This is a genomic window from Streptomyces sp. NPDC055078, from assembly GCF_053607985.1.
Genome location: NZ_JBSGUP010000088.1, coordinates 1 through 18,330 on the forward strand (window position 1 = coordinate 1; position 18,330 = coordinate 18,330).

At 69.6% G+C, this 18,330-nt stretch carries 23 protein-coding genes; 13 read left to right on the plus strand and 10 right to left on the minus strand.

Annotated elements, in window-relative coordinates; all coding sequences use genetic code 11:
• Positions 1-71: 71 nt before the first annotated feature.
• The 5 genes from ACWF94_RS10710 to ACWF94_RS10730 form a co-directional block, all read right to left on the minus strand.
• On the minus strand, positions 72-587 hold the full coding sequence (locus ACWF94_RS10710) for a hypothetical protein (RefSeq protein ID WP_453486805.1): 516 nt from the start codon (positions 585-587) through the stop codon (positions 72-74).
• Positions 588-760: 173 nt separating this feature from the next.
• A complete protein-coding gene (locus ACWF94_RS10715; protein ID WP_453486807.1) occupies positions 761-1,708 on the minus strand; it encodes a hypothetical protein in 948 nt (315 codons plus the stop codon).
• A gap of 133 nt (positions 1,709-1,841) precedes the next feature.
• On the minus strand, positions 1,842-3,059 hold the full coding sequence (locus ACWF94_RS10720; protein WP_453486810.1) for a protein kinase domain-containing protein: 1,218 nt from the start codon (positions 3,057-3,059) through the stop codon (positions 1,842-1,844).
• 258 nt (positions 3,060-3,317) lie between these two features.
• The gene (locus tag ACWF94_RS10725; RefSeq protein WP_453486813.1) at positions 3,318-4,058 is read right to left on the minus strand and encodes an FHA domain-containing protein; all 741 of its coding nucleotides are present in this window, start codon (positions 4,056-4,058) and stop codon (positions 3,318-3,320) included.
• A 357-nt stretch (positions 4,059-4,415) separates the two neighbouring features.
• Positions 4,416-4,991 (minus strand): hypothetical protein, encoded by a 576-nt coding sequence (locus ACWF94_RS10730; protein WP_453486816.1) that lies wholly within the window; start codon positions 4,989-4,991, stop codon positions 4,416-4,418.
• Between the two features lie 276 nt (positions 4,992-5,267).
• On the opposite strand from ACWF94_RS10730, the gene ACWF94_RS10735 reads away from it, so the two are divergent.
• The 6 genes from ACWF94_RS10735 to ACWF94_RS10760 all read left to right on the plus strand — a co-directional run bounded on the left by ACWF94_RS10735 (position 5,268) and on the right by ACWF94_RS10760 (position 11,384).
• Positions 5,268-6,131 carry a bifunctional methylenetetrahydrofolate dehydrogenase/methenyltetrahydrofolate cyclohydrolase gene (locus tag ACWF94_RS10735; RefSeq protein WP_453486818.1) on the plus strand — a complete coding sequence of 288 codons (864 nt, stop codon included), beginning with the start codon at positions 5,268-5,270 and terminating at the stop codon, positions 6,129-6,131.
• Between the two features lie 17 nt (positions 6,132-6,148).
• Positions 6,149-6,793 carry a DUF3017 domain-containing protein gene (locus ACWF94_RS10740; protein WP_453486820.1) on the plus strand — a complete coding sequence of 215 codons (645 nt, stop codon included), beginning with the start codon at positions 6,149-6,151 and terminating at the stop codon, positions 6,791-6,793.
• A 478-nt stretch (positions 6,794-7,271) separates the two neighbouring features.
• Complete coding sequence (locus ACWF94_RS10745; RefSeq protein ID WP_453486823.1) at positions 7,272-8,510, plus strand: helix-turn-helix domain-containing protein; 1,239 nt, start codon at positions 7,272-7,274, stop codon at positions 8,508-8,510.
• Between the two features lie 225 nt (positions 8,511-8,735).
• Complete coding sequence (locus ACWF94_RS10750; protein WP_453486825.1) at positions 8,736-9,725, plus strand: malate dehydrogenase; 990 nt, start codon at positions 8,736-8,738, stop codon at positions 9,723-9,725.
• A 293-nt stretch (positions 9,726-10,018) separates the two neighbouring features.
• Positions 10,019-10,558 (plus strand): hypothetical protein, encoded by a 540-nt coding sequence (locus ACWF94_RS10755; protein WP_453486828.1) that lies wholly within the window; start codon positions 10,019-10,021, stop codon positions 10,556-10,558.
• Positions 10,559-10,730: 172 nt separating this feature from the next.
• Positions 10,731-11,384: a DUF6518 family protein gene (locus ACWF94_RS10760; protein WP_453486830.1), complete on the plus strand. Its 654-nt coding sequence runs from the start codon at positions 10,731-10,733 to the stop codon at positions 11,382-11,384.
• A gap of 84 nt (positions 11,385-11,468) precedes the next feature.
• Here the strand turns inward: ACWF94_RS10760 and ACWF94_RS10765 are convergent, their stop codons facing one another.
• Positions 11,469-12,074 carry a DUF5753 domain-containing protein gene (locus tag ACWF94_RS10765; RefSeq protein ID WP_453486833.1) on the minus strand — a complete coding sequence of 202 codons (606 nt, stop codon included), beginning with the start codon at positions 12,072-12,074 and terminating at the stop codon, positions 11,469-11,471.
• A 158-nt stretch (positions 12,075-12,232) separates the two neighbouring features.
• Between ACWF94_RS10765 and ACWF94_RS10770 the strand changes: the two genes are divergently transcribed.
• From ACWF94_RS10770 to ACWF94_RS10785, 4 genes are all read left to right on the plus strand, one after another.
• Positions 12,233-12,460: a hypothetical protein gene (locus ACWF94_RS10770; RefSeq protein WP_453486835.1), complete on the plus strand. Its 228-nt coding sequence runs from the start codon at positions 12,233-12,235 to the stop codon at positions 12,458-12,460.
• Positions 12,438-12,962 carry a DUF6879 family protein gene (locus ACWF94_RS10775; RefSeq protein WP_453486838.1) on the plus strand — a complete coding sequence of 175 codons (525 nt, stop codon included), beginning with the start codon at positions 12,438-12,440 and terminating at the stop codon, positions 12,960-12,962. The genes ACWF94_RS10770 and ACWF94_RS10775 overlap by 23 nt, the downstream gene beginning before the upstream one ends.
• A gap of 45 nt (positions 12,963-13,007) precedes the next feature.
• Positions 13,008-13,817 (plus strand): helix-turn-helix domain-containing protein, encoded by an 810-nt coding sequence (locus ACWF94_RS10780; protein WP_453486841.1) that lies wholly within the window; start codon positions 13,008-13,010, stop codon positions 13,815-13,817.
• A 500-nt stretch (positions 13,818-14,317) separates the two neighbouring features.
• Positions 14,318-14,725: a hypothetical protein gene (locus tag ACWF94_RS10785; protein ID WP_453486843.1), complete on the plus strand. Its 408-nt coding sequence runs from the start codon at positions 14,318-14,320 to the stop codon at positions 14,723-14,725.
• Between the two features lie 35 nt (positions 14,726-14,760).
• Here the strand turns inward: ACWF94_RS10785 and ACWF94_RS10790 are convergent, their stop codons facing one another.
• Both ACWF94_RS10790 and ACWF94_RS10795 read right to left on the minus strand, forming a co-directional pair.
• The gene (locus tag ACWF94_RS10790; protein WP_453486844.1) at positions 14,761-14,880 is read right to left on the minus strand and encodes a DUF397 domain-containing protein; all 120 of its coding nucleotides are present in this window, start codon (positions 14,878-14,880) and stop codon (positions 14,761-14,763) included.
• A complete protein-coding gene (locus ACWF94_RS10795) occupies positions 14,849-15,787 on the minus strand; it encodes a helix-turn-helix domain-containing protein (RefSeq protein WP_453486846.1) in 939 nt (312 codons plus the stop codon). Before ACWF94_RS10795 ends, ACWF94_RS10790 begins: the two co-directional genes overlap by 32 nt.
• A gap of 117 nt (positions 15,788-15,904) precedes the next feature.
• Between ACWF94_RS10795 and ACWF94_RS10800 the strand changes: the two genes are divergently transcribed.
• Both ACWF94_RS10800 and ACWF94_RS10805 read left to right on the plus strand, forming a co-directional pair.
• Entirely contained in the window at positions 15,905-16,126 is a 222-nt protein-coding gene (locus ACWF94_RS10800) for a hypothetical protein (RefSeq protein ID WP_453486849.1), read from the plus strand.
• Positions 16,127-16,185: 59 nt separating this feature from the next.
• Positions 16,186-16,584 (plus strand): hypothetical protein, encoded by a 399-nt coding sequence (locus ACWF94_RS10805; RefSeq protein WP_453486851.1) that lies wholly within the window; start codon positions 16,186-16,188, stop codon positions 16,582-16,584.
• Positions 16,585-16,636: 52 nt separating this feature from the next.
• Here the strand turns inward: ACWF94_RS10805 and ACWF94_RS10810 are convergent, their stop codons facing one another.
• The gene (locus tag ACWF94_RS10810; protein WP_453486853.1) at positions 16,637-17,146 is read right to left on the minus strand and encodes a carboxymuconolactone decarboxylase family protein; all 510 of its coding nucleotides are present in this window, start codon (positions 17,144-17,146) and stop codon (positions 16,637-16,639) included.
• A 235-nt stretch (positions 17,147-17,381) separates the two neighbouring features.
• Here ACWF94_RS10810 and ACWF94_RS10815 point away from each other — a divergent pair, with 235 nt between their 5' ends.
• Positions 17,382-17,846, plus strand: a complete 465-nt coding sequence (locus ACWF94_RS10815; protein WP_453486855.1) for a DUF1801 domain-containing protein — start codon at positions 17,382-17,384, stop codon at positions 17,844-17,846.
• 116 nt (positions 17,847-17,962) lie between these two features.
• Here the strand turns inward: ACWF94_RS10815 and ACWF94_RS10820 are convergent.
• Positions 17,963-18,330 (minus strand): isocitrate lyase/phosphoenolpyruvate mutase family protein (locus ACWF94_RS10820; protein WP_453486858.1); only part of this gene is annotated, 368 nt, incomplete at its 5' end.

Here is an 18,330-nt window from a genome sequence, read left to right on the forward strand (position 1 = left end):
GTCCCCTCCCCCGTAGACCGTCTCTCGTCCTTTGTCAGGCCCTCGTCAGCAGGCTGGACGCGGGGAACGGATCACGTGAGCCAGGATCCGGCCGCGCAGCCGTTGGAGTTCACCCAGCGGTGCGACCTGATGCTGTTGTTGGCCGAGAGGCCGTTGGTGAAGCGGTTGTCCCGCAGGTCGTCGGCGTACTTCTCACCGACCGAGAGACAGCCGTAGCCCAGGTTGTGGTTGTAGTTCGTCGAGTCGTAGAACGCCACCACGTCGAGGTTGCCCGCGTACCCCTTGTTCATCACCGAGCTGGCCCGGTTGGCGTCACTGCCCCGGAAGGGGCCCGCTGCGTCGCCCCAGTCCGGGTCGTTGCCCGCGCTGCCGCCGAGCGGGGAGCCGTTGCAGAAGGTCGCGTCCCAGGCGTACATGTACCCGCGGGCGGCGGTGTTGTTGTAGAAGGTGTCACAGGGGGTGACGGCCTGGGCGGGGGTGCTGATCAGCAGCGAACCGGCCGCCAGGCCGAGCACCGCGGCGGCGGAACCGAGACCGCGCCTGATGTTCCTCTTACGCGTGTTCCTCATCCGCTGAGGGTTGTTCATGGGGTTCTCCTCCGTTCACCCACGGCCGTTTGCCGTGGAAGTCTTGTGCGCCGGGCGCCGGGCGCCGGGCGCCGGGCCCTGGCCTCCGAACCCGCTGTCTCCGGGGCCCTGGCCTCCGGGGTCGCTGTCTCCGGGGCCCTGGCCTCCGAACCCGCTGTCTCCCGGGCCCTGGCCTACCGCGCGGTGATCTCCCGGGCGCGGGTGAGCGCGGCGCGTTCCAGCCGGGAGTGGGTGGCCAGTTCGTCCCCGTACCGGCCGCGCAGTCCGTCCACGTAGTGGCGTTCGAGCCGGCGTCCCGTGTCGGCCAGGCCGCTCGACCGCGCGCAGGTCGCCTCGGCGACCGCGAGCCGTACCTCGACGGCGAAGGCCCTTGGCTCCGGCATCCGTTCACGGGTGCGTTCCAGGGCGTCCCTGATCGCGCCGGGGGTGGCGTAGTCGTGTCCGGCGCGGCGCATACAGACGGCCCAGGCGGACTGCGCGGCGGTGAACCGGGGGTCGGACAGCAGCTTCGGCACATACACCGGGCTCAGGTTGGTGGCGACCTTCGCCGCCGCGAACCAGGTCGCGCGATCGCCGTAGAGCCGCTCCTCCGCCTGTGCGGCGCAGCCGCCGAGGGTGCTGGTGACCGTCCCGCCCGTGGGGACGCGCACCGACAGCTCCCGGGTGCCGGGGCCGCCTTCGAGCGCGGTTGTGTAGGCGGTGAGCCGGGCACCCGAGAGGCTCTCGCGGTGGCGGCGGTTGGGGTCGGCCGTCCGCCGGGCCAGCAGCTTCGCCGTGATCCGGCTGCCGTATCCATGCCGCCGGGCCCAGGCGGTGTCGTCCAGCAACTGGCCGACGTTCCGGCTCTCGTCCGCGCTCAGCGGCGGGCCGACCCAGTACGGGAAGCCCCGGTCCGCCATGCACTCCCTTACCAGCAGTTGTTCCGCGTGGTCGAGCTGTGCCCGCTCGGCGCTGGTCAGCGCCGCCACGGGGGCCGAGGCCGACCCGCCGGATGCACCGGACCTCCCGGATGCACCGGCCCCGCGGGACGTGTCGGACCCGCCGGACTGCGTACACGCGGTGAGCGCGCCGAAGACGAGCGCGCCGGCCGTCCCCAGCGCCGCGAGAGTACGTCGCACCATGTCCCCCTTCGCTCAGCCGGACTCCGGCCGTTCGATCGGGGACAACCCTCGCGGGGGCGGGCCCGGCGGGGTACCTCGGACATCCGAGGGTGCGGAGGCGCGTACGAACCGGGCGGTACGCAACCCGTCCGGTTCAGCAGTCGGACAGCCACTGCACCGAGCGGATCAGTTCCCCATCCTCCAGATTGCGCCGCTCGGTGGGCCGGAGGCAGCCGGCCGGCCCCTGGAAGTCCGTCCCCCGGTAGTAGCGGGCGGCGGGCAGGTCGTCCGGGTACCCGTTGTTGAGGACCGACTTGGGGGCCGTGGCGCGGCCCCACTCACAGATGATGAAGCCGGACTGCCAGTCCGCCTCGTCGTCGTACCAGGCGCACATCTCGCCCTTGCCGTCCTCCTCGGTGAAGAAGCAGACATGACCGATGGCGCAGCGTTCGTACCCGGCCGCCTGGGCCGAGGACCCGTGGTGCATCATCGCCAGCATGCACATGACGGACGCTGCCGCGACCGAGCCCCAGCGCAGTGAGGACCTGGTCCGGCGGGTCAGCGGGCGGTGGCCCGAGCGGCGGCCGAACGGGCGGCGGGGCAGCGCCGGTGAGGGCGCCGCGCCGGTCACCTTCTCGACCCGGCGCAGCAGTTCCGCCGCGCCCAGGTGCGCCCGCTCCTCGTGGGTACGGGCCAGACACTCCGTGACGATCTCCCGCCAGTCATCCGGGAGATCGGGTGACAGCCGCAGTTCGTCGTCGCCGCGCGCGTAGCGTACGGCGGTGTCCCGGCGCGCTCCGGGCGTGGCGCCGGGCAGCGGGTGGGTCCCGGTGAGGACGACGTGCGCGAGGACCCCGAAGGCCCAGATGTCGGCGGTGGTACGGATGTGCTGCCCGCGCACGCCCGTCTCGGCCCACAGCCGCTCGGGCGGGGTGTAGTCGGTGGTCTGGAAGGCGGGCGTGTAGCCGTGGGTGCCCTGGATCTCGGCGGCCATGTTGAAGTCGCCGAGCCGGACGGTGTGATCGGCCAGCAGCAGCACATTGCCCGGTTTGAGATCGCCGTGCACCCAGCCCGCGTGATGGAGCTGATGCAGCCCCTCACCGATCTGCGCGAGCAGCGCGGGCCCGGCGACCGGGCGCGGACAGCGCGAGAGCAGCTTGTCCAGCGAACCGGCGGCCTTCTCCAGGACGAGGACGGTCGCGCCGTCGAGGGAGGGCTCGGCGGGGTCGTCGACCGTGCGGGTCTCGTACATCCTGATCAGCCGTGGCTGCCGGAGCCTGCGGTGCACCTCAAGCTCGCGTTCGGTCAGCTCCTGGAGATGGCGGAGCTGGCGGGGCGTACGGGTCCCGGTGGGCAGGAACTTGAGCGCCACCTCGGCGGGGAGGCCGGGCGGGTCGCCCGGACCGCCTGACTTGCCCGCCCGGCCGCCCGGGCCGCCTGACTTGCCCGCCCGCCCGGCCGGACGGACCGGACCCGCCCGCCCGGTCCGCAGATCCCGCCCGGTCCGCAGGTCCCGTCGTGCGGCGGCCCGCGTAGACGGTGGCGAACGCGCCGGACGCGAGGGGCTCGCGGACCTCCCAGGGGCCGACGCGGTAGCCGTACGGGACGGGCAGCGCCGTGACGTCGTGTCTCATCGGACGGCTACCGCCTCCAGCAGGCCGAGGTCGTCCTCCCGTACGAGATCGAACCGCAGCGCCAGCGACACCAGCGTCCCCTTCTTGCCGTTGAGCCGAGGGCCGCCGGCCGCCGCCTCCGGCGGTGCCTTGAGGCGGAGTTTGACCGCCAGATAGTCGATGTTCCACTGCACGGCGGCCGTGGTGACGGCGGGCCAGATGGGGCGCAGCCGGTGCCCGATCCGTTCGACGGTGGGCACCGCAGCGTGCGGTTCGCCGCGCAGCCTCGGCTCGCACAGCGCCACCAGGACCAGGAAGTACCGCTTGGTGCGGTCGAGCGGGAAGGCGTGCGCGGTCGGTTCGCCGTCGGGGGCGGGCCCGGGGGGTTCCGCGTAGTCGTGGCGCGGTGCCCAGACGTCGAAGGAGACCAGTTCGCCGGCGGCGGGCATGACCAGCCGCGCGAACTCGAAGGGCACGGGCGCGTCGACGCGCCCCGGGGCGACCTTGATGTGCTCACCGGCGCCCTCAGGGTTCTCGACTGCGTACGTCGATGTGCCGCTGAAGTTGCTGAGTGTCCAGTACGTGCCGGTGGCGGTGATCTCGCCCGCCGTACGGGAGATCCCGGGGTGGTCGATGGTCAGCCGGCTCCGGTCGGCGGTGGGTGCTCCACGGCCGAAACGCAGGGTCTCGCCGGGCGCGAGGCGCAACTGCTCGCTGGGACCGCCTGCGGGCCCGGACACCACGATGATGCTGTACACAGTGGACTTCTCCCCTCGGTGCAGCGCCAGGGTAGGAAGTGGCGATAAACGATCGCACAACGTACGCATAAGAAGGCGGGCAAGGTGGGGCAGGCGGGACTACCGGCGGGATGACCGGGGGAGGGCGTCCGGGCGGGCTCACGGTCCCCGGACGTACGGAGCCTTCGGCCCCGGATAAACGGAGCCTTCGGCCCCGGGACGGGCGGAAGGCCGCGACTCCCGCAGGGGATGGGGGAGTCGCGGCCTCCCGGACGCGCTGTTCGCTGTTCGTTCGCCGTTCGTTCGCTGATACGTCGGCGGTCCGCCGGTGTATCAGCGCATCGGTGTACGGCTTACGGCTTCGCCGGCCGCCGTGGTTCAGGCGCGTGGGCGGTTGAACCAGGCCGAGCCGTCCGACTTGCCGACGAACACGGCGATCAGGATGCCGAGCACGAGGTGCGCCAGACCGACGATGAGGAACGGATAGAGGCCGAGGATCGCGGTGATGATGCCGAAGACCAGGGCGGCGATGCGGATGCCGTTGCGGCCCTTGGAGAAGTTGACGGCGAGGAAGACGGCGAACGCGCCCCACAGGATGGCGAAGACGCCGTACGCGTAGAGGATTCCCGCCGAGTCGCCGAGGCCGTCGAACGCGCTCTCCTCGCTGGCCTCCAGCTCGTCGAGGGCCATGCCGCCCAGGAACATGAGGACGGCGCCGATGACCTGGAGCCCGACGATCACCCAGGTCATCACCTGGGCCGCCTTGACGCTGCCGGGCATGGTGGTCGGTCCGCCGCCGTAGCCTCCGTCGCCATACGGCTGGACGGGCGGCGCCTGCGGGTATCCGTAACCGGGCTGGCCCTGGGGCTGCCCGCCCTGCTGGGGGTAGCCGTAGTCCGGCTGACCGCCCTGCTGCTGCTGGCCGTAGGGATTGTTCGGGTCGCCGAAGCTCATGGCGAGATCCTCCGTTGGGAAGTGCGGGGACTGCGCGGTCCGAGTGGAGGATCGTTACAAGATCAGCGGTGTCGCCCCCAAACTTTCCGCAGCACTGCAGCGGTCATCGTGGTATTACAGTCGACATTTTGTCCAGTCGGTATCCCCAGGTGTTGTGCAAGTGCAACCTCTGGTTGCGGGTCGGGAACCATGACCGGAGCACCTGGACGAACGGGATGGGAACTCGGGAACGAACGGGATTGGAACCCGGGCGGGGCAATCCGCGAAGATGGGTCCATGACCGCCCAAATTCTCGATGGCAAGGCCACCGCAGCAGCGATCAAGTCCGAACTGAGCGTCCGCGTGGCGGCCCTCAGGGAGAAGGGAGTGGTGCCCGGTCTCGGCACCCTGCTCGTCGGCGACGATCCCGGCAGCCGCTGGTACGTCAATGGCAAGCACCGCGACTGCGCACAGGTCGGCATCGGCTCGATCCAGCGTGAACTTCCCGACACCGCCACCCAGGAGGAGATCGAGGCGGTCGTCCGCGAACTGAACGACGACCCCGAGTGCACGGGTTACATTGTCCAGTTGCCGCTCCCCAAGGGCATCGACGCCAACCGCGTCCTGGAGCTGATGGACCCCCTTAAGGACGCGGACGGCCTGCATCCGATGAGCCTCGGCCGGCTGGTGCTGGGGGTGGAGGGGCCGCTGCCGTGCACTCCGTACGGAATCGTCCAGCTCCTCCGGCACCACGGCGTCGAGATCAAGGGCGCGAACGTGGTCGTCGTCGGGCGCGGGATCACCATCGGGCGTCCGATGCCGCTGGTGCTGACCCGTAAGTCCGAGAACGCGACGGTGACGCAGTGCCACACCGGTACGCGCGACCTCTCAGCGCATCTGCGGCAGGCGGACATCATCATCGCGGCGGCGGGTGTACCGCATCTGATCAAGCCCGAGGACGTGAAGCCGGGCGCGGCGGTCCTCGACGTCGGCGTCAGCCGGGACGAGGACGGCAAGATCGTCGGCGATGTCCACCCGGGTGTCGCCGAGGTCGCGGGCTGGGTGGCCCCCAACCCGGGCGGCGTCGGCCCGATGACCCGTGCGCAGCTGCTCGTCAATGTGGTCGAAGCGGCGGAGCGCTCGCTCTCGGCCACGGGCTGACGGGAGAGACTGCCCTCATGGGCGTACGTATGAACGACGACCGCGAGGTGGGGGAGCGGGAGGACCCTGAGGCCCCTGAGGGCGCTTCCGCCGCTCCTGCCGTTTCGGCGGCTCCGGGTGCTCCGGCCTCTCCGGGTGCCCCGGTGGTTCCGGGTGCCCCGGACGCGGCCTCCGGGAACGGCTCTGCCCCGCAAACGCCCCCCGGGACCAGTGCCGCTCCGGAAACGACCGCCACGGCCAAGACCCCGTCACGGCGTCCGCCATCGCTCACCACGGACACCGCGCGCCCTGAGGGCGGCGGCCGGGCGGCGCCCGGGGGTGCGCCCGCCCCCGCGCGGCAGTGGCCGCTGCTGACCGTGCTCGCCCTCACCGGGCTCGGGCTGGTGATCGTCGGGCTCGACCCGTTCGCCGAGGCGTTCCGTATCGGCACGATCCTCATCGGTGTGGCACTGGTCACGGGCGGGGTGCTGCGCTGGGTCCTGCCGTCGGTGGGCATGCTGGCCGTACGGTCACGCTTCACCGACCTGATCACATACGGGCTGCTGGGCACGGCCGTCACCGTGCTGGCGCTGGTGGCGCAGCCGGATCCCTGGCTGGAATTGCCGTTCCTGGAGGACATCGTGCGGGTGGTGTTCCGGGACAAGACGGGCGAAACGTCCTGACCGGGGCGTTCGGTACGACGCCGGAACCAACCCGGAGGAAACCAGACGCCGGAAACCAGACGCCGGAACCAAGTCGGCGAACCCCGGCGAACCCCGGCGAACCCGCGAGAACCTGCCGAACAGTGCCCGTCCCCTCCCCCGAGTAAGGACGGGCACTGTTCGTGTGTCCAGGGTCACGGAGTCGTTGATCTCACCACAAGGGACGACTGTGGCCTGTGGCACGGAAGTGACCATTCCGCCACGGTGTGATCGTCGGGTATCGGATGGGAGACTGTTGCGGCAGGCGGAATGAGGGGGCGCACAAGGGGCGCAGTCAACATTTCGAATGCTCCCGTGCACGACGAAGACAGGAACTGACATCCTGACCCTGCGCATCTCACCGGGTGGTCCGCCTTCAGCGGACGCCGGGAGAAGCGGCGCAGGGGCGGATGGGCGCGGGGCACAGCACCTACGTTCGGGGGAACAAGGGGGGGTAGACATGCCTCGTTGGAAGGCGCTGCCGGATGAGCTGGATCCGGAGGTGCGGGAATTCGCCGAGCAGCTGCGCAGGCTCGTCGACCGGAGCGGGCTCAGCATCGCGGCGGTCTCGGACCACACGGGCTACAGCAAGACGTCCTGGGAGCGTTATCTCAATGGCCGGATTCTCGCGCCCAAGGGTGCGGTCGTGGCACTGGCCGAGGTGACGGGCACCAGTCCGATCCATCTCACGACCATGTGGGAGCTGGCCGAGCGGGCCTGGAGCCGGGCCGAGATGCGCCATGACAGAACGATGGAGCAGATACGCATATCCCAGGCGCGGGCGGCGCTCGGGGAGTACGGGCAGGCGGCGGAGGGCACCGGCTCCCGGGGCCGTCGTACGGCCGCGCCCGAGATGAACGCGCCCTCCGGCGGTTTTCCGCCGGCAGGGTCAGGGTCCGCCGGTTCGCCGGGGCCTGCCGGTTCGGTGGGGTCCGCGAGTGCGACAGGCCGCCCGGGAGCGGCCGGGCCCGCAGGTTCCACCAGCCCCGCAGGCCCCACCGGCTCGGAGGGGGAGCGGGACGGGCAGTCGGCCCGGTCCCCGTGGGGCGGCCCGGCGACCCCGACCGGCCCCATCACTCCCCCCACCCCGCCGTCCGCCAGGGGCGGCCACCGCGCCGTACCCCCGCCCGGCGGGCGGAACCCGGGCGGCTCGGGCGGACCCGGCGGCGCGGGGGGCTCGGGCGGTGCCCCGGCCCCGGGCGGCAAGCGCAGGTTGATCATGTTCCTGGCCGGTGTGGTCGGCGCGCTCGTGGTGATCGTCGCGGCCGTACTCCTGACCGATCTCGGCGGCGACGGCGACGGCGGTACCGCGGCCAAGACGCCGTCCCCGACCGCGACGACCAACTCGCCCAAGCTGCCGGCCGGCGTCAAGTGCAGTGGCAAGGAGTGCACGGGCAAGGACCCGGAGCAGATGGGGTGCGGCGGTGAGTTCGCCAAGACCATCGCGTCCGCCACCGTGGGCCAGGCGAAGGTCGAGGTCCGCCACAGTGAGATCTGCAAGGCGGCCTGGGCCCGGGTCACCCAGGCGGCCCCGGGTGACGCGGTGGAGATCAGCGCGGCGGGCAAGGGCAAGCAGAACGGTCTGGTGAACGCCGACAAGGACGCGTACACGCCGATGACGGCGGTGCGGACCGGGGCCGAGGCGAAGGCGTGCGCGACCCTGACGACGGGGGTGAAGGGCTGCACGGGCGAGCGGTGAGGCGCGCAGGAGGGGCCGAACGAGGGGCCGGAGGATGTCCGTGGACGGGGTCGGATAGCCTGGCCGCCGGATGTCTCTTCACATCAAGATTCGTCGTGACGGAGTCAGGATCGCCGCGTGACGCGCGGCGGAGTCCGCCATGGCGGGTGAGATGCGAAGGGGCGTCCCGGACCCGGGGCAGGCCCCCACCGTCAGCTTCACCGCCAGCTTCTTACGGAGATCGCCATGACCCGCACTCCCGTCAACGTCACCGTGACCGGCGCGGCCGGCCAGATCGGTTACGCGCTGCTCTTCCGCATCGCCTCCGGCCATCTGCTCGGCGCGGATGTGCCGGTCAAGCTGCGCCTTCTTGAGATCACCCCGGCGCTCGGCGCCGCCCAGGGCACCGCCATGGAGCTGGACGACTGCGCCTTCCCGCTGCTGCGCGGCATCGAGATCACCGACGACCCGAACGTCGCCTTCGACGGCGCGAACATCGCCCTCCTCGTCGGCGCCCGCCCCCGTACCAAGGGCATGGAGCGCGGCGACCTCCTGGAGGCCAACGGCGGCATCTTCAAGCCCCAGGGCAAGGCCATCAACGACCACGCGGCCGACGACGTCAAGGTCCTCGTCGTGGGGAACCCGGCGAACACCAACGCGCTGATCGCCCAGGCGGCGGCCCCGGACGTACCGGCGGACCGTTTCACCGCGATGACCCGCCTCGACCACAACCGCGCCATCTCGCAGCTCGCCGCCAAGACGGGCGCCGCCGTCTCCGACATCAAGCGCCTGACGATCTGGGGCAACCACTCCGCGACCCAGTACCCCGACATCTTCCACGCGGAGATCGCGGGCAAGAACGCGGCCGAGGTCGTCAGCGACGAGGCATGGCTCGCCGACACCTTCATCCCGACCGTCGCCAAGCGCGGCGCGGCGATCATCGAGGCCCGTGGCGCCTCCTCCGCGGCCTCCGCCGCCAACGCCGCGATCGACCACATCCACACCTGGGTCAACGGCACCGCCGACGGCGACTGGACCTCGATGGGCATCCCGTCGGACGGCTCGTACGGCGTTCCCGAGGGCCTGATCTCCTCGTTCCCCGTCACCACGAAGGACGGCCGGTACGAGATCGTCCAGGGCCTCGACATCAACGACTTCTCCCGTGGCCGCATCGACGCGTCCGTGAAGGAGCTGGCGGAGGAGCGCGACGCGGTTCGCGCGCTCGGCCTGCTCTGATCCCTCGGCCTGCTCTGATCCCTGCGGATCTCCGCTGATCCCTGGGCGGGTGCGCCCCCGGTCCCGTACGTGAGGTACGGCGCGACCGGGGGCGTTCCCGTCTCACACGGCCGGCGCGGCTGAGACGCCCGCGCTCCAACGGGCGCGTCCAACACCGTTGATAGTGTGCGGCTTTGGTCCGAATCGGAGCGGAGGCGAGGCCGTTGAAGTTACCCCCGATGAGCAGCCGAGGCAGGGGAACCACCGGTGCACGGTCGCCGCGCCGCCGTATGCCGGTTGGCGGGACGGTCGGCTTGGCAGCCGGAGCCGCCGTCGTATCGCTCGGGCTCCTCGCCGACCACATGTCCTCGGACCAGCTGAAGCAGGAGGCGGCATGCTGCTGGAAGCGCGGTGCCACCCCCGACTGGATGAGCGAGGCGATGGGCATCCGCATCCCTGAGCGGGCCTCGGACCGGCGGGCCGGTTACAAGACCGGCTCCCGCTACGACTCGGGGCTGCTGTCCTTCACCCTCCGCAGCCGGGACGCGGATCGGTACACCTCCCAACTGGTCCCCGAAGGCACCAGGATGATCGCGAACCTCCACCCCGAGAAGAAGGACTACCGGCCCTCGGCCGCCTTCGCCCACCTCAAGCTCCCGGAGCCGGAGACGCTCGTCGCCGGGCTGCGGCAGGTCGACCTCTGCCCCGACGGCCTCCGTACCCCCGAGGGCCGACACCTCCAGTACTGCGTCGACCTCTTCGTGCACGCGTACAAGCCGGGCAGCACCCGGATCTACGCCCGGTCGACCATCGAGCCGGGACTGACCCCGCCTCCGGCCACCGCGCCGCAGTAGTTCGGCCCGCTTCTCGTAGCGCTACGGCGAACGGACCAGCAGCTCCGATTCGCCGCCGGGGCCGGGGACGAGCAGCTCAAGGGAACGCACTGCCGACTCCGTGCATCCTTACGGCTGACCGCACCACGGGGCATGAGCCTCGCAGCCCTCGGAAGCGAGAGTGAGCACCACCATGAGCGCGTCCCTTGCCACCACCTCAGCGCCCGACAGGAGCGGAAGCGGCTGGAACTATGCGACGGTGGCGGCACTCGCCGGGGGACTCCTTCTCGGCGTACTGACCAATCTGGCCCAGGGCTGGCTCCCGGGGGAATGGAACCAGATCCCCAACTCCGGTGCGGTCTGGTCCGTCGTCGCGTTCGCCGCGGGCGGGCTGCTGGCCCGGCGGGTCAGCCTGCCCGTCGCCGCCGTCGCGGGCCTGTTCGCCGAGTCCGGTCTCGTCATCGGCTACTACGTCTACGCGGAGTTCGGGCTCGGGCGCGACGGCATGGGCGATCTGTTCGCTCCCCTCGTCTGGCTGGGCATGGCGTTCGTCGCCGGCCCCCTGTTCGGGGTGGCGGGCTCCTGGTGGCGGGGCACCATCCCGCGCCAACGCGTCATCGGCCTCGCCTCCCTCGCGGGCGTTTTCGGCATGGAGGCCATCCACTACGCCTGGGGCCTGCACTACGCCCCTCAGGCATGGGCCTGTCTCACCGTCGTGGTCCTCGTCCCGCTGCTCATGGGCCGCACCCACAGGGAACGCGGACTGACCCTCCTGACTGCGATTCCCTTCTCGCTGCTGGCCTACCTCATCTTCTACAAACTGACCCTGGAGCCGCTCCTCGGCTGACGCTCCTTCGTACGCTCTCGACCCGGAGCCCGGAGCCCGGAGCCCGGTCGGCCGGGTCATGGGCCGAGAGGCCGGGCGTCCCGCTCAGTCGAGGGCCGCCAGCTCGGTCCGGATCAGGTCGCGGGCGGCCGGTCCGTAGACGGCGGACTGCTCCAGCAACCTGAACGCCTTTTCGTATGCGGAGATCTCGGCCTCATCGGTGATGTTGAGGCCGGAGGCGTATGTCTCGACCTTGACCTGTCGGCCGTCGAAGACGGAGAAGGCATGCCCCGGAAACAGGGCGAGTTGCGCCCGTGCCGGGATGATCCCCACCTTGAGCCCTGGCAGTTCGAGGGCACGGAGCAGGTGCGTGAGCTGGCCGCGCATGAGATCCGTACCGCCGAGGTTGGTGCGGAGAGCCTGCTCACCGAGCAACGTGTGGTAGGTGCGACCGTCCTGTCCGATGAGCTGGGCGCGGGCGGTGCGGCGGGCCACACCGGCCTCGACATCGTCAGGGGTCCCATGGAAGTCGACCACACGCTGGAACACAGCGCGGGCGTACTCCGCGGTCTGGAGATTGCCCCAGATGAGCGTGGGGCAGTAGTGGCGAGAGTTCTTGGTCCTGCGCACCAGTTCCAGGAACTTGTCCTGAATGGGGCCGGTGCCTTCGCGCAGGGAGTCGGTCCAGGGCTCGTTGGCGGGTGTCGTCACGGGGACAGTCTTCCTGGTTGCGGTGGACCCGAACCCTCACGCGCCTGGGCCGATACCTGAACCTCAAATCACCGCAAGTATCTGCAAGTTCCGTGCGCCGGAGGGCAGCCGCCTGCATGCTCACAGTTACGGATCGACAGTCTGAACCGGGAGGAAGCATGGCACTCCGTAAGCTGGGAAAGGACCCCGAGAGCAAGCAGCACGGGTCCCCCACCGTCTACCTGGACGAGCAGACCGACAACTATCTTGTCCAGGGGTGGAAGGTCCTGGACCAGCAGCGTCTCGCGCAGATGGAGATCCCTCCGCACGAGACGGTCGTTGAGATCCCGCGCCGTATGGTCCAGTTCTTCGAGGAGATGAAGCGTGACGCAGGCACCGACGTTTGACGACCTCCTGACCTCGGCACGTCGCTCGGCCATCCACCTGGAGATGCGGGACAGCTACATGGAGTCTGACCCCGACTACGTCTCGTGGAAGGAAGGCCATCGGCCCCAGGACCTGACATCCGACCCTGGCTTCCGAAAGTGGCTCAAGTTGGTGAGCGATGCCACGGACCGAGGCGTATCGATCAGGCGGGCACGAGTGTTCTCGGTTCCGGAGTCCGACTACATCAAGTTCGAGCACTTCTACTCGGACGCCAATGTCGATGCGGGTGAGCAGATTCGCTGGCTGCCGCGTCGCCGCGCAACGGACATCGCCTTCCCGGGGAACGACTTCTGGGTGTTCGACAACGACCTGGTTCTCGTCCTGCATTTCGCCGGTGACGGAGAGAGCCCCGAAGACTGGATGGAGCTGACGCGGGACACCAAGGTTCGTGATCTTTGTACGAGTGCCTTCGAGGCGGTGTGGGAGCGCGCGATCCCCCACGGGGAGTACAAGATCTCCTGACCAGTGTCAGCATCCCCCTCCTCCGCTGTGCGGGAAGCTCGCAGCATGTTGGGCAACCGGCTGCGAGACATGCGCAAGGGAGCCGGTTTCAAGACGGCACGGGCTTTCGCGGCCCGTGCCGGCTGGAGCGAATCCAAGACGTCCCGGATAGAGAACGGCGTGACCTCTCCGTCCGAGGGAGATCTGCGTCAGTACGCCGAACTGTGCGGCGCTCCGGAGACATACGCAGATCTTGTGGCTGCGTCGCACAATGTCGAGGAGCTGTATGTCGAGTGGTGGAGGGTCGAGGGGCGGGGACTGGAGCCAGTCCAGCAGGCCAGCGTCCCGCTGTATCAGCGGACGCGCCACTTTCGTGTCTATGAGCCGGGCGTCATTCCCGGTCTTGTACAGACACCGGAGTATGCCCGCGGAATCCTCAGTCGCATCATCGCCTTCAGCGGCATTCCTGATGACACCGAGGCAGCCGTCGCTGCCAGGATCAACCGGCAGCGAGTCCTCTACGACGCATCACGACGTTTCGCCCTACTGGTCGAGGAGACAGCACTGCGGTCCCGCTTCGGCGACGCCGAGGTCATGGCCGCGCAACTCGGCCACCTGCTGAAGGTGGCGTCCCTCCCCCAAGTCAGCTTCGGGGTCATTCCCATGTCCGCAGACCGTGTCATGTGGCCCGTGGAAGGCTTCTGGATCTTCGACAGCAGGCAGGTTCTCATCGAGCTGGCCACCGCAGAGGTGACCGTGAAACAGCCGAGTGAGATCGCCATCTACACCAGGATGTTCGCGGAACTGGCGGCGATGGCATGTCATGGCAGACACGCCCGTTCCCTCATCGCGGATGCCCTCAGCGCGCTCGGGTGAACCTCTGCAAGCCCCCGCAAGTTTCTTGAGCTGCGGCTGTTCGCGGCCCGACGCTCTTCGCAAGGTGAATCGAGACCGTTGCGGAGGCCCCCCATGTCCCCTCAGCACCGCCATAGGTGGGCGCTCCTGACCCGTGAGCCCGCACTCGCGGGCGAGGTCCGGCCGCGCGGCCCTCCATGTCTGAACGCTCCCCGCGCCTGTCCGGCGTACCGGCCAAGGAGACACCGGCCAGGGCGGGGCGGGCCCGTCAGGAGGGCCCAGTGCACCTGCACGGCCGACGCGGGGGTGGGCCTCGCGCCGGAGTAGCGCACTGGAGGTCACCATGCGCCACCCGCCAACCCCGGTCAAGGCCGACCCCGAGGACGACGACGGCCAAGGCGGTGATGACAGCGGCGGCTGCGGTGACGGTGACGGCTGTGGCCGTCGATAACCGGACCGCGTAGGCAGGGCGGGGACGGCGCGTCGTCGTCCCCGCCCGTCAGGAGAGGCGAGGCACGTCCTTGGAACGGCACCACCACGGCTACACCTGGCTCGGCAGCGGATTCGACCTCCATCGCGACGGACCGCGCCGAGATGTCCACCCGGCCTTCGCGAGCACCCCCGTACCGCCCCTTGAGGTCGCTCAATGGCTGCTGAAACCGGCCTCGTTCGTCCAGGGGACATGGACCGACCCGGAGGAGGCCGAGCGTTGGTTCGGGGGCCAGGTCCGCCCGCACGCGGATGCGTTCGCGTCACCGAACGACCGTGAGGCACTGGACGGCCGGATCGCGCTGGTCGGCGCGCGTCTGGCCGGGGGCGAGGATGTTGTCGGCGGCTGGTGGCTGACCGGGCAGCGGTTCCTCTCCGTGAGCCTGGTCGGCTGCTCACCGCACCGGCTGCGTCCCTCGTACCGCTGTCCTGCGCGGTGATGTGCCGCGCATTGCTCCGGGTGGGCGGCCGACGGCTAGGTGGCGGAGCGTTGGGCGTAGCTGACCAGTCCCGCGAAGGATCTGTGCGACAGAAGAAGGACGGGGCCGTCGTCCAGCTTGCTGTCACGGACGGGCACGACGGCCATTCCGTCCAAGACTTCTACGCAGCTCCCACCCTCCTGATTGCTGTGACTGGACTTGCGCCACGCGGCGTCGCTGAGCTTGAGCTGGGACTCGCGTATCACTGGTGCTGCCCTCCATCAGGGACCGGATCATGTCGAGTGACATGGCCCAGGGTAGGGACCCACCCCAGAGCCGATAGTACGAATCGGCATACCACTTGACGTCTTCCGGGTCTTCGACCAACCAGCCGAAATCCGCGCCCTCCTTGTAGGCGACCGTCGAGCCGTCAGGCATGGAGAGCAATTCCAGTGAGCCTCCCAGGGAGGGGTGTTCGCCGTGACTGTAAGGAAGCACTTGGACCGTGACGCGGGGGCTCTCGGTGGCAGCCAGCAGCCGGGCCAATTGCTGGCGCATGGTCTCGGGTCCGCCGACCGGCCGACGCAGCACGGACTCGTCCAGGATCACCAGAAGGCTGGGCGCGTCGGGTCCGTTCAGGCGCTCCTGTCTTGCGAGCCGGGCCGATACGCGCTCTTCGAGTTGTTCCTCGGTCTTGAGCGACCTGCCGAGACGCAGCAGGGCTCGTGCGTACTCGGGGGTCTGCAACAGGCCATGGACGGTGTGAGCCATGTACACCCTGATCTCGACCGCGCGTGCCTGCGCATCGAGGAACGCCCGTGACCAGTTCGGATAGGTCTCCCGATAGACATGCGGCCACAGCTCTTCGAACAGGCCATCGGTTTCGAATACCCGGTCAAAGGCTCGGGAGAGTTGCAGGGTGGGCCTCGCCCCGCTCGTCCTTTCGATTTGAGCGATGCGTGAATGCTCCACTGCGACGGCTCTTCCCAGTTCCCGCTGGGTCCAGTTCCTGGCCTGGCGCAGGCGGCGTAACCGGCTGCCGTACAACTCCGCCATCGAAGGGGCCTCATTTTCCTTGGCCATGACCTCACCTTCTGTTCTTTACGGTTCAGGTGATAAACGCGTCACCCCTGGTGAGGGTACGTCCGGCTGGCCAACCTGAGTGCAGGTACAGGGAATCCACCAGAAAGGAAGGGCTTGATGAACGCTCGGGGTCATGAAATCGGCGCCGTTGTCAGGGACTCCGCTGTCGGCCGGGTGGGGCGGGTCATGGGAGACGTCGGCGGCCGGGTGCAGCTTCGGCCGCTCAACGGTGGGGTGGAGTGGGACGCGCTGCCGGAAAGGCTGAGCCCCGCCGCGCAGTCCGACGCCATGAGTGAGGCTGTCGCGGAGGCGAATGCGCAGAGCCGGTGGGGGTTGTGAGCCCGGAGCGGGAAGGGGCCCGGCGGGTGTGTGCCGCGACCGCGACGCTGTCCCTTCGGATGCTGGTGCTGGTGCTCGATATCGCGCCCGATGACTCATGCCATCCGCTGTTTGTGGTGACCGGTCTGCGGTGCAGTCTGGAGGAGCACGAGGACGGCCCGCACTATGACCTCGTACGAGAACTCGACGGGGCGGCGTACGGCGAAATCTGGGCGCGCTGGGCGGATGGGGGGCACCGCGAAAGTATCGCCATTCTGAAGGACTGCCCGGCGGACAACGGCAGATCCGGAGGCGGGAACGATGCCTGCACGCTCTTTCAGTGGCATCCCGGCGGGCACAGTTTTGAGTTCGCCGATCCGGAATACGACGAGGTTCTCACGAGTCCGGAGTACCGGCAGCTCACGGAGGAATTCGCGGAACAGCTCGGCGGGACGGATACCGACCCGCCCGGCCGCTGAGTCCCGGAGCCCTCGGGGCGGTGGGGCCCGGCCCCTGCGGGCCGGGCCGGGCTCAGTGGCGGTGCGCGGCGGCCCGCTTGCGGTCGTAGTGGCCGGGCGACATACGGGCGGTCACGCCGAAGCGGTTCCAGGCGTTGACGACCGCGATCGCCGCGATGAGATAGGCCAGCTCGGTCTCTTCGAACTCCTTCGCCGCCTTCTCGTACACCTCGTCCGGCACAAAGCCGTCGGTGAGGACCGTGACCGCCTCGGTCAGTTCGAGGGCCGCGATCTCGCGGGCCGTGTAGAAGTGCCGGGACTCGTCCCAGGCGCTCAGCTGGATGATCCGCTCGACGGACTCGCCCGCCGCGATGGCGTCCTTGCTGTGCAGGTCGATGCAGAGGGCACAGTGGTTGATCTGTGAGGCCCGGACCTTCACCAGGTGGAGGATCACCGGGTCGACGCCCCGCTGGGTGACCCGGTCCAGCGCGACCATGGCCTTGTGGACGTCGGGAGCCAGGTCCTCCCAGGCGAGACGGGGGTTCTGCACGGGGAGCCGGTCGCTGTTGTCGTGAGTGCTCATGATCTCGAATCTAGCGGCGATGTGGCGCAGGGGTGTGGTCCATTTCCTTGGCGGAAGTCTGGGCCACTTCCGGTCGCGGTGAGGTCCCCGTACGGGGACGATCCGGTCAGGATCCGAGAAGCGCCGGGGCGGCCGTCGTGGTTAGCGTCGGGACCACGGCGCACCGGCCCGGATGCACCGGGCACCCGGGCGCCCGGCCCGGATCACCGGCCCCGACAGATGGAGAGTGACGGCGATGAGCGCGAAGGCCACTACGGAGAGCGGACAGGACGCGGGCGGCTTCTCCGACTGGGAGCAGGCCGCCATGAAGGAGCGTGCGGCGGAGCTGCGGAGGGAGGCGAGCCGTAAGCCGGGCGACAAGGCGGTCGCCGCCGAGCAGGACGTACTGGCCAAGATCGCGGATATGGCGGCAGCGGACCGCGCCGTCGCCGAACGCATCCATGTCCTCGTCACCACCCACGCCCCGGACCTGGCGCCGAAGCTGTGGTACGGACAGCCGGCGTACGCCAGGAAGGGCAAGGTCCTGTGCTTCTTCCGCAGCGGGCACGCCGACAAGGAGCGCTACTCCACCTTCGGCTTCACGCCCGAGGCGGGCCTCGATGACGGCAGCGGTCTGTGGCCCACGTCCTTCGCGGTGAGCGAGCTGAGTGAGAAGGCGGAGAAGGCGATCACCGATCTGGTCAAGAAGGCCGTGGGCTGACACGCGTCTTTCGTCGGGGTGAGGTCATGACGGCGCCGCCGCACGGTGGTCAGGGCGCCCCCGGACCGCCGCGCGGCGCCGTGTGCCTGGGGGTGTCGTGCCGGTTGTCCCCCGCTTCAGCCGGGGAAGCCTTCTGTACGCAGCTTCTCGGCCATCTTCCGTACCGCCGTCGCCGCCTGATGCTGGAGGAACGGGCCGAAGGTGATCCGGGACGCCCCGAGCCGGCCCAGCTCCGGGATCGACGGGCCGCCCGGGGGCCACGGCGCCATGTTGATCAGGGCCCCGGTCTCCTTCCGCAGCAGCGGGAGGTGCTCCGGCGGGGCTCCGAGCGGGTACACGCAGTCCGCGCCCGCCGCCAGATAGAGCCGGCACCGGGTGATCGCCTCCGCCGGGTCGGTCCGCCCGAGGAGAAACGAGTCGACCCGGGCGTTGATGAAGATCCGGTCGCCCGCCTCGGCCCGTACCGCCTCAAGCCAGTCGGCGT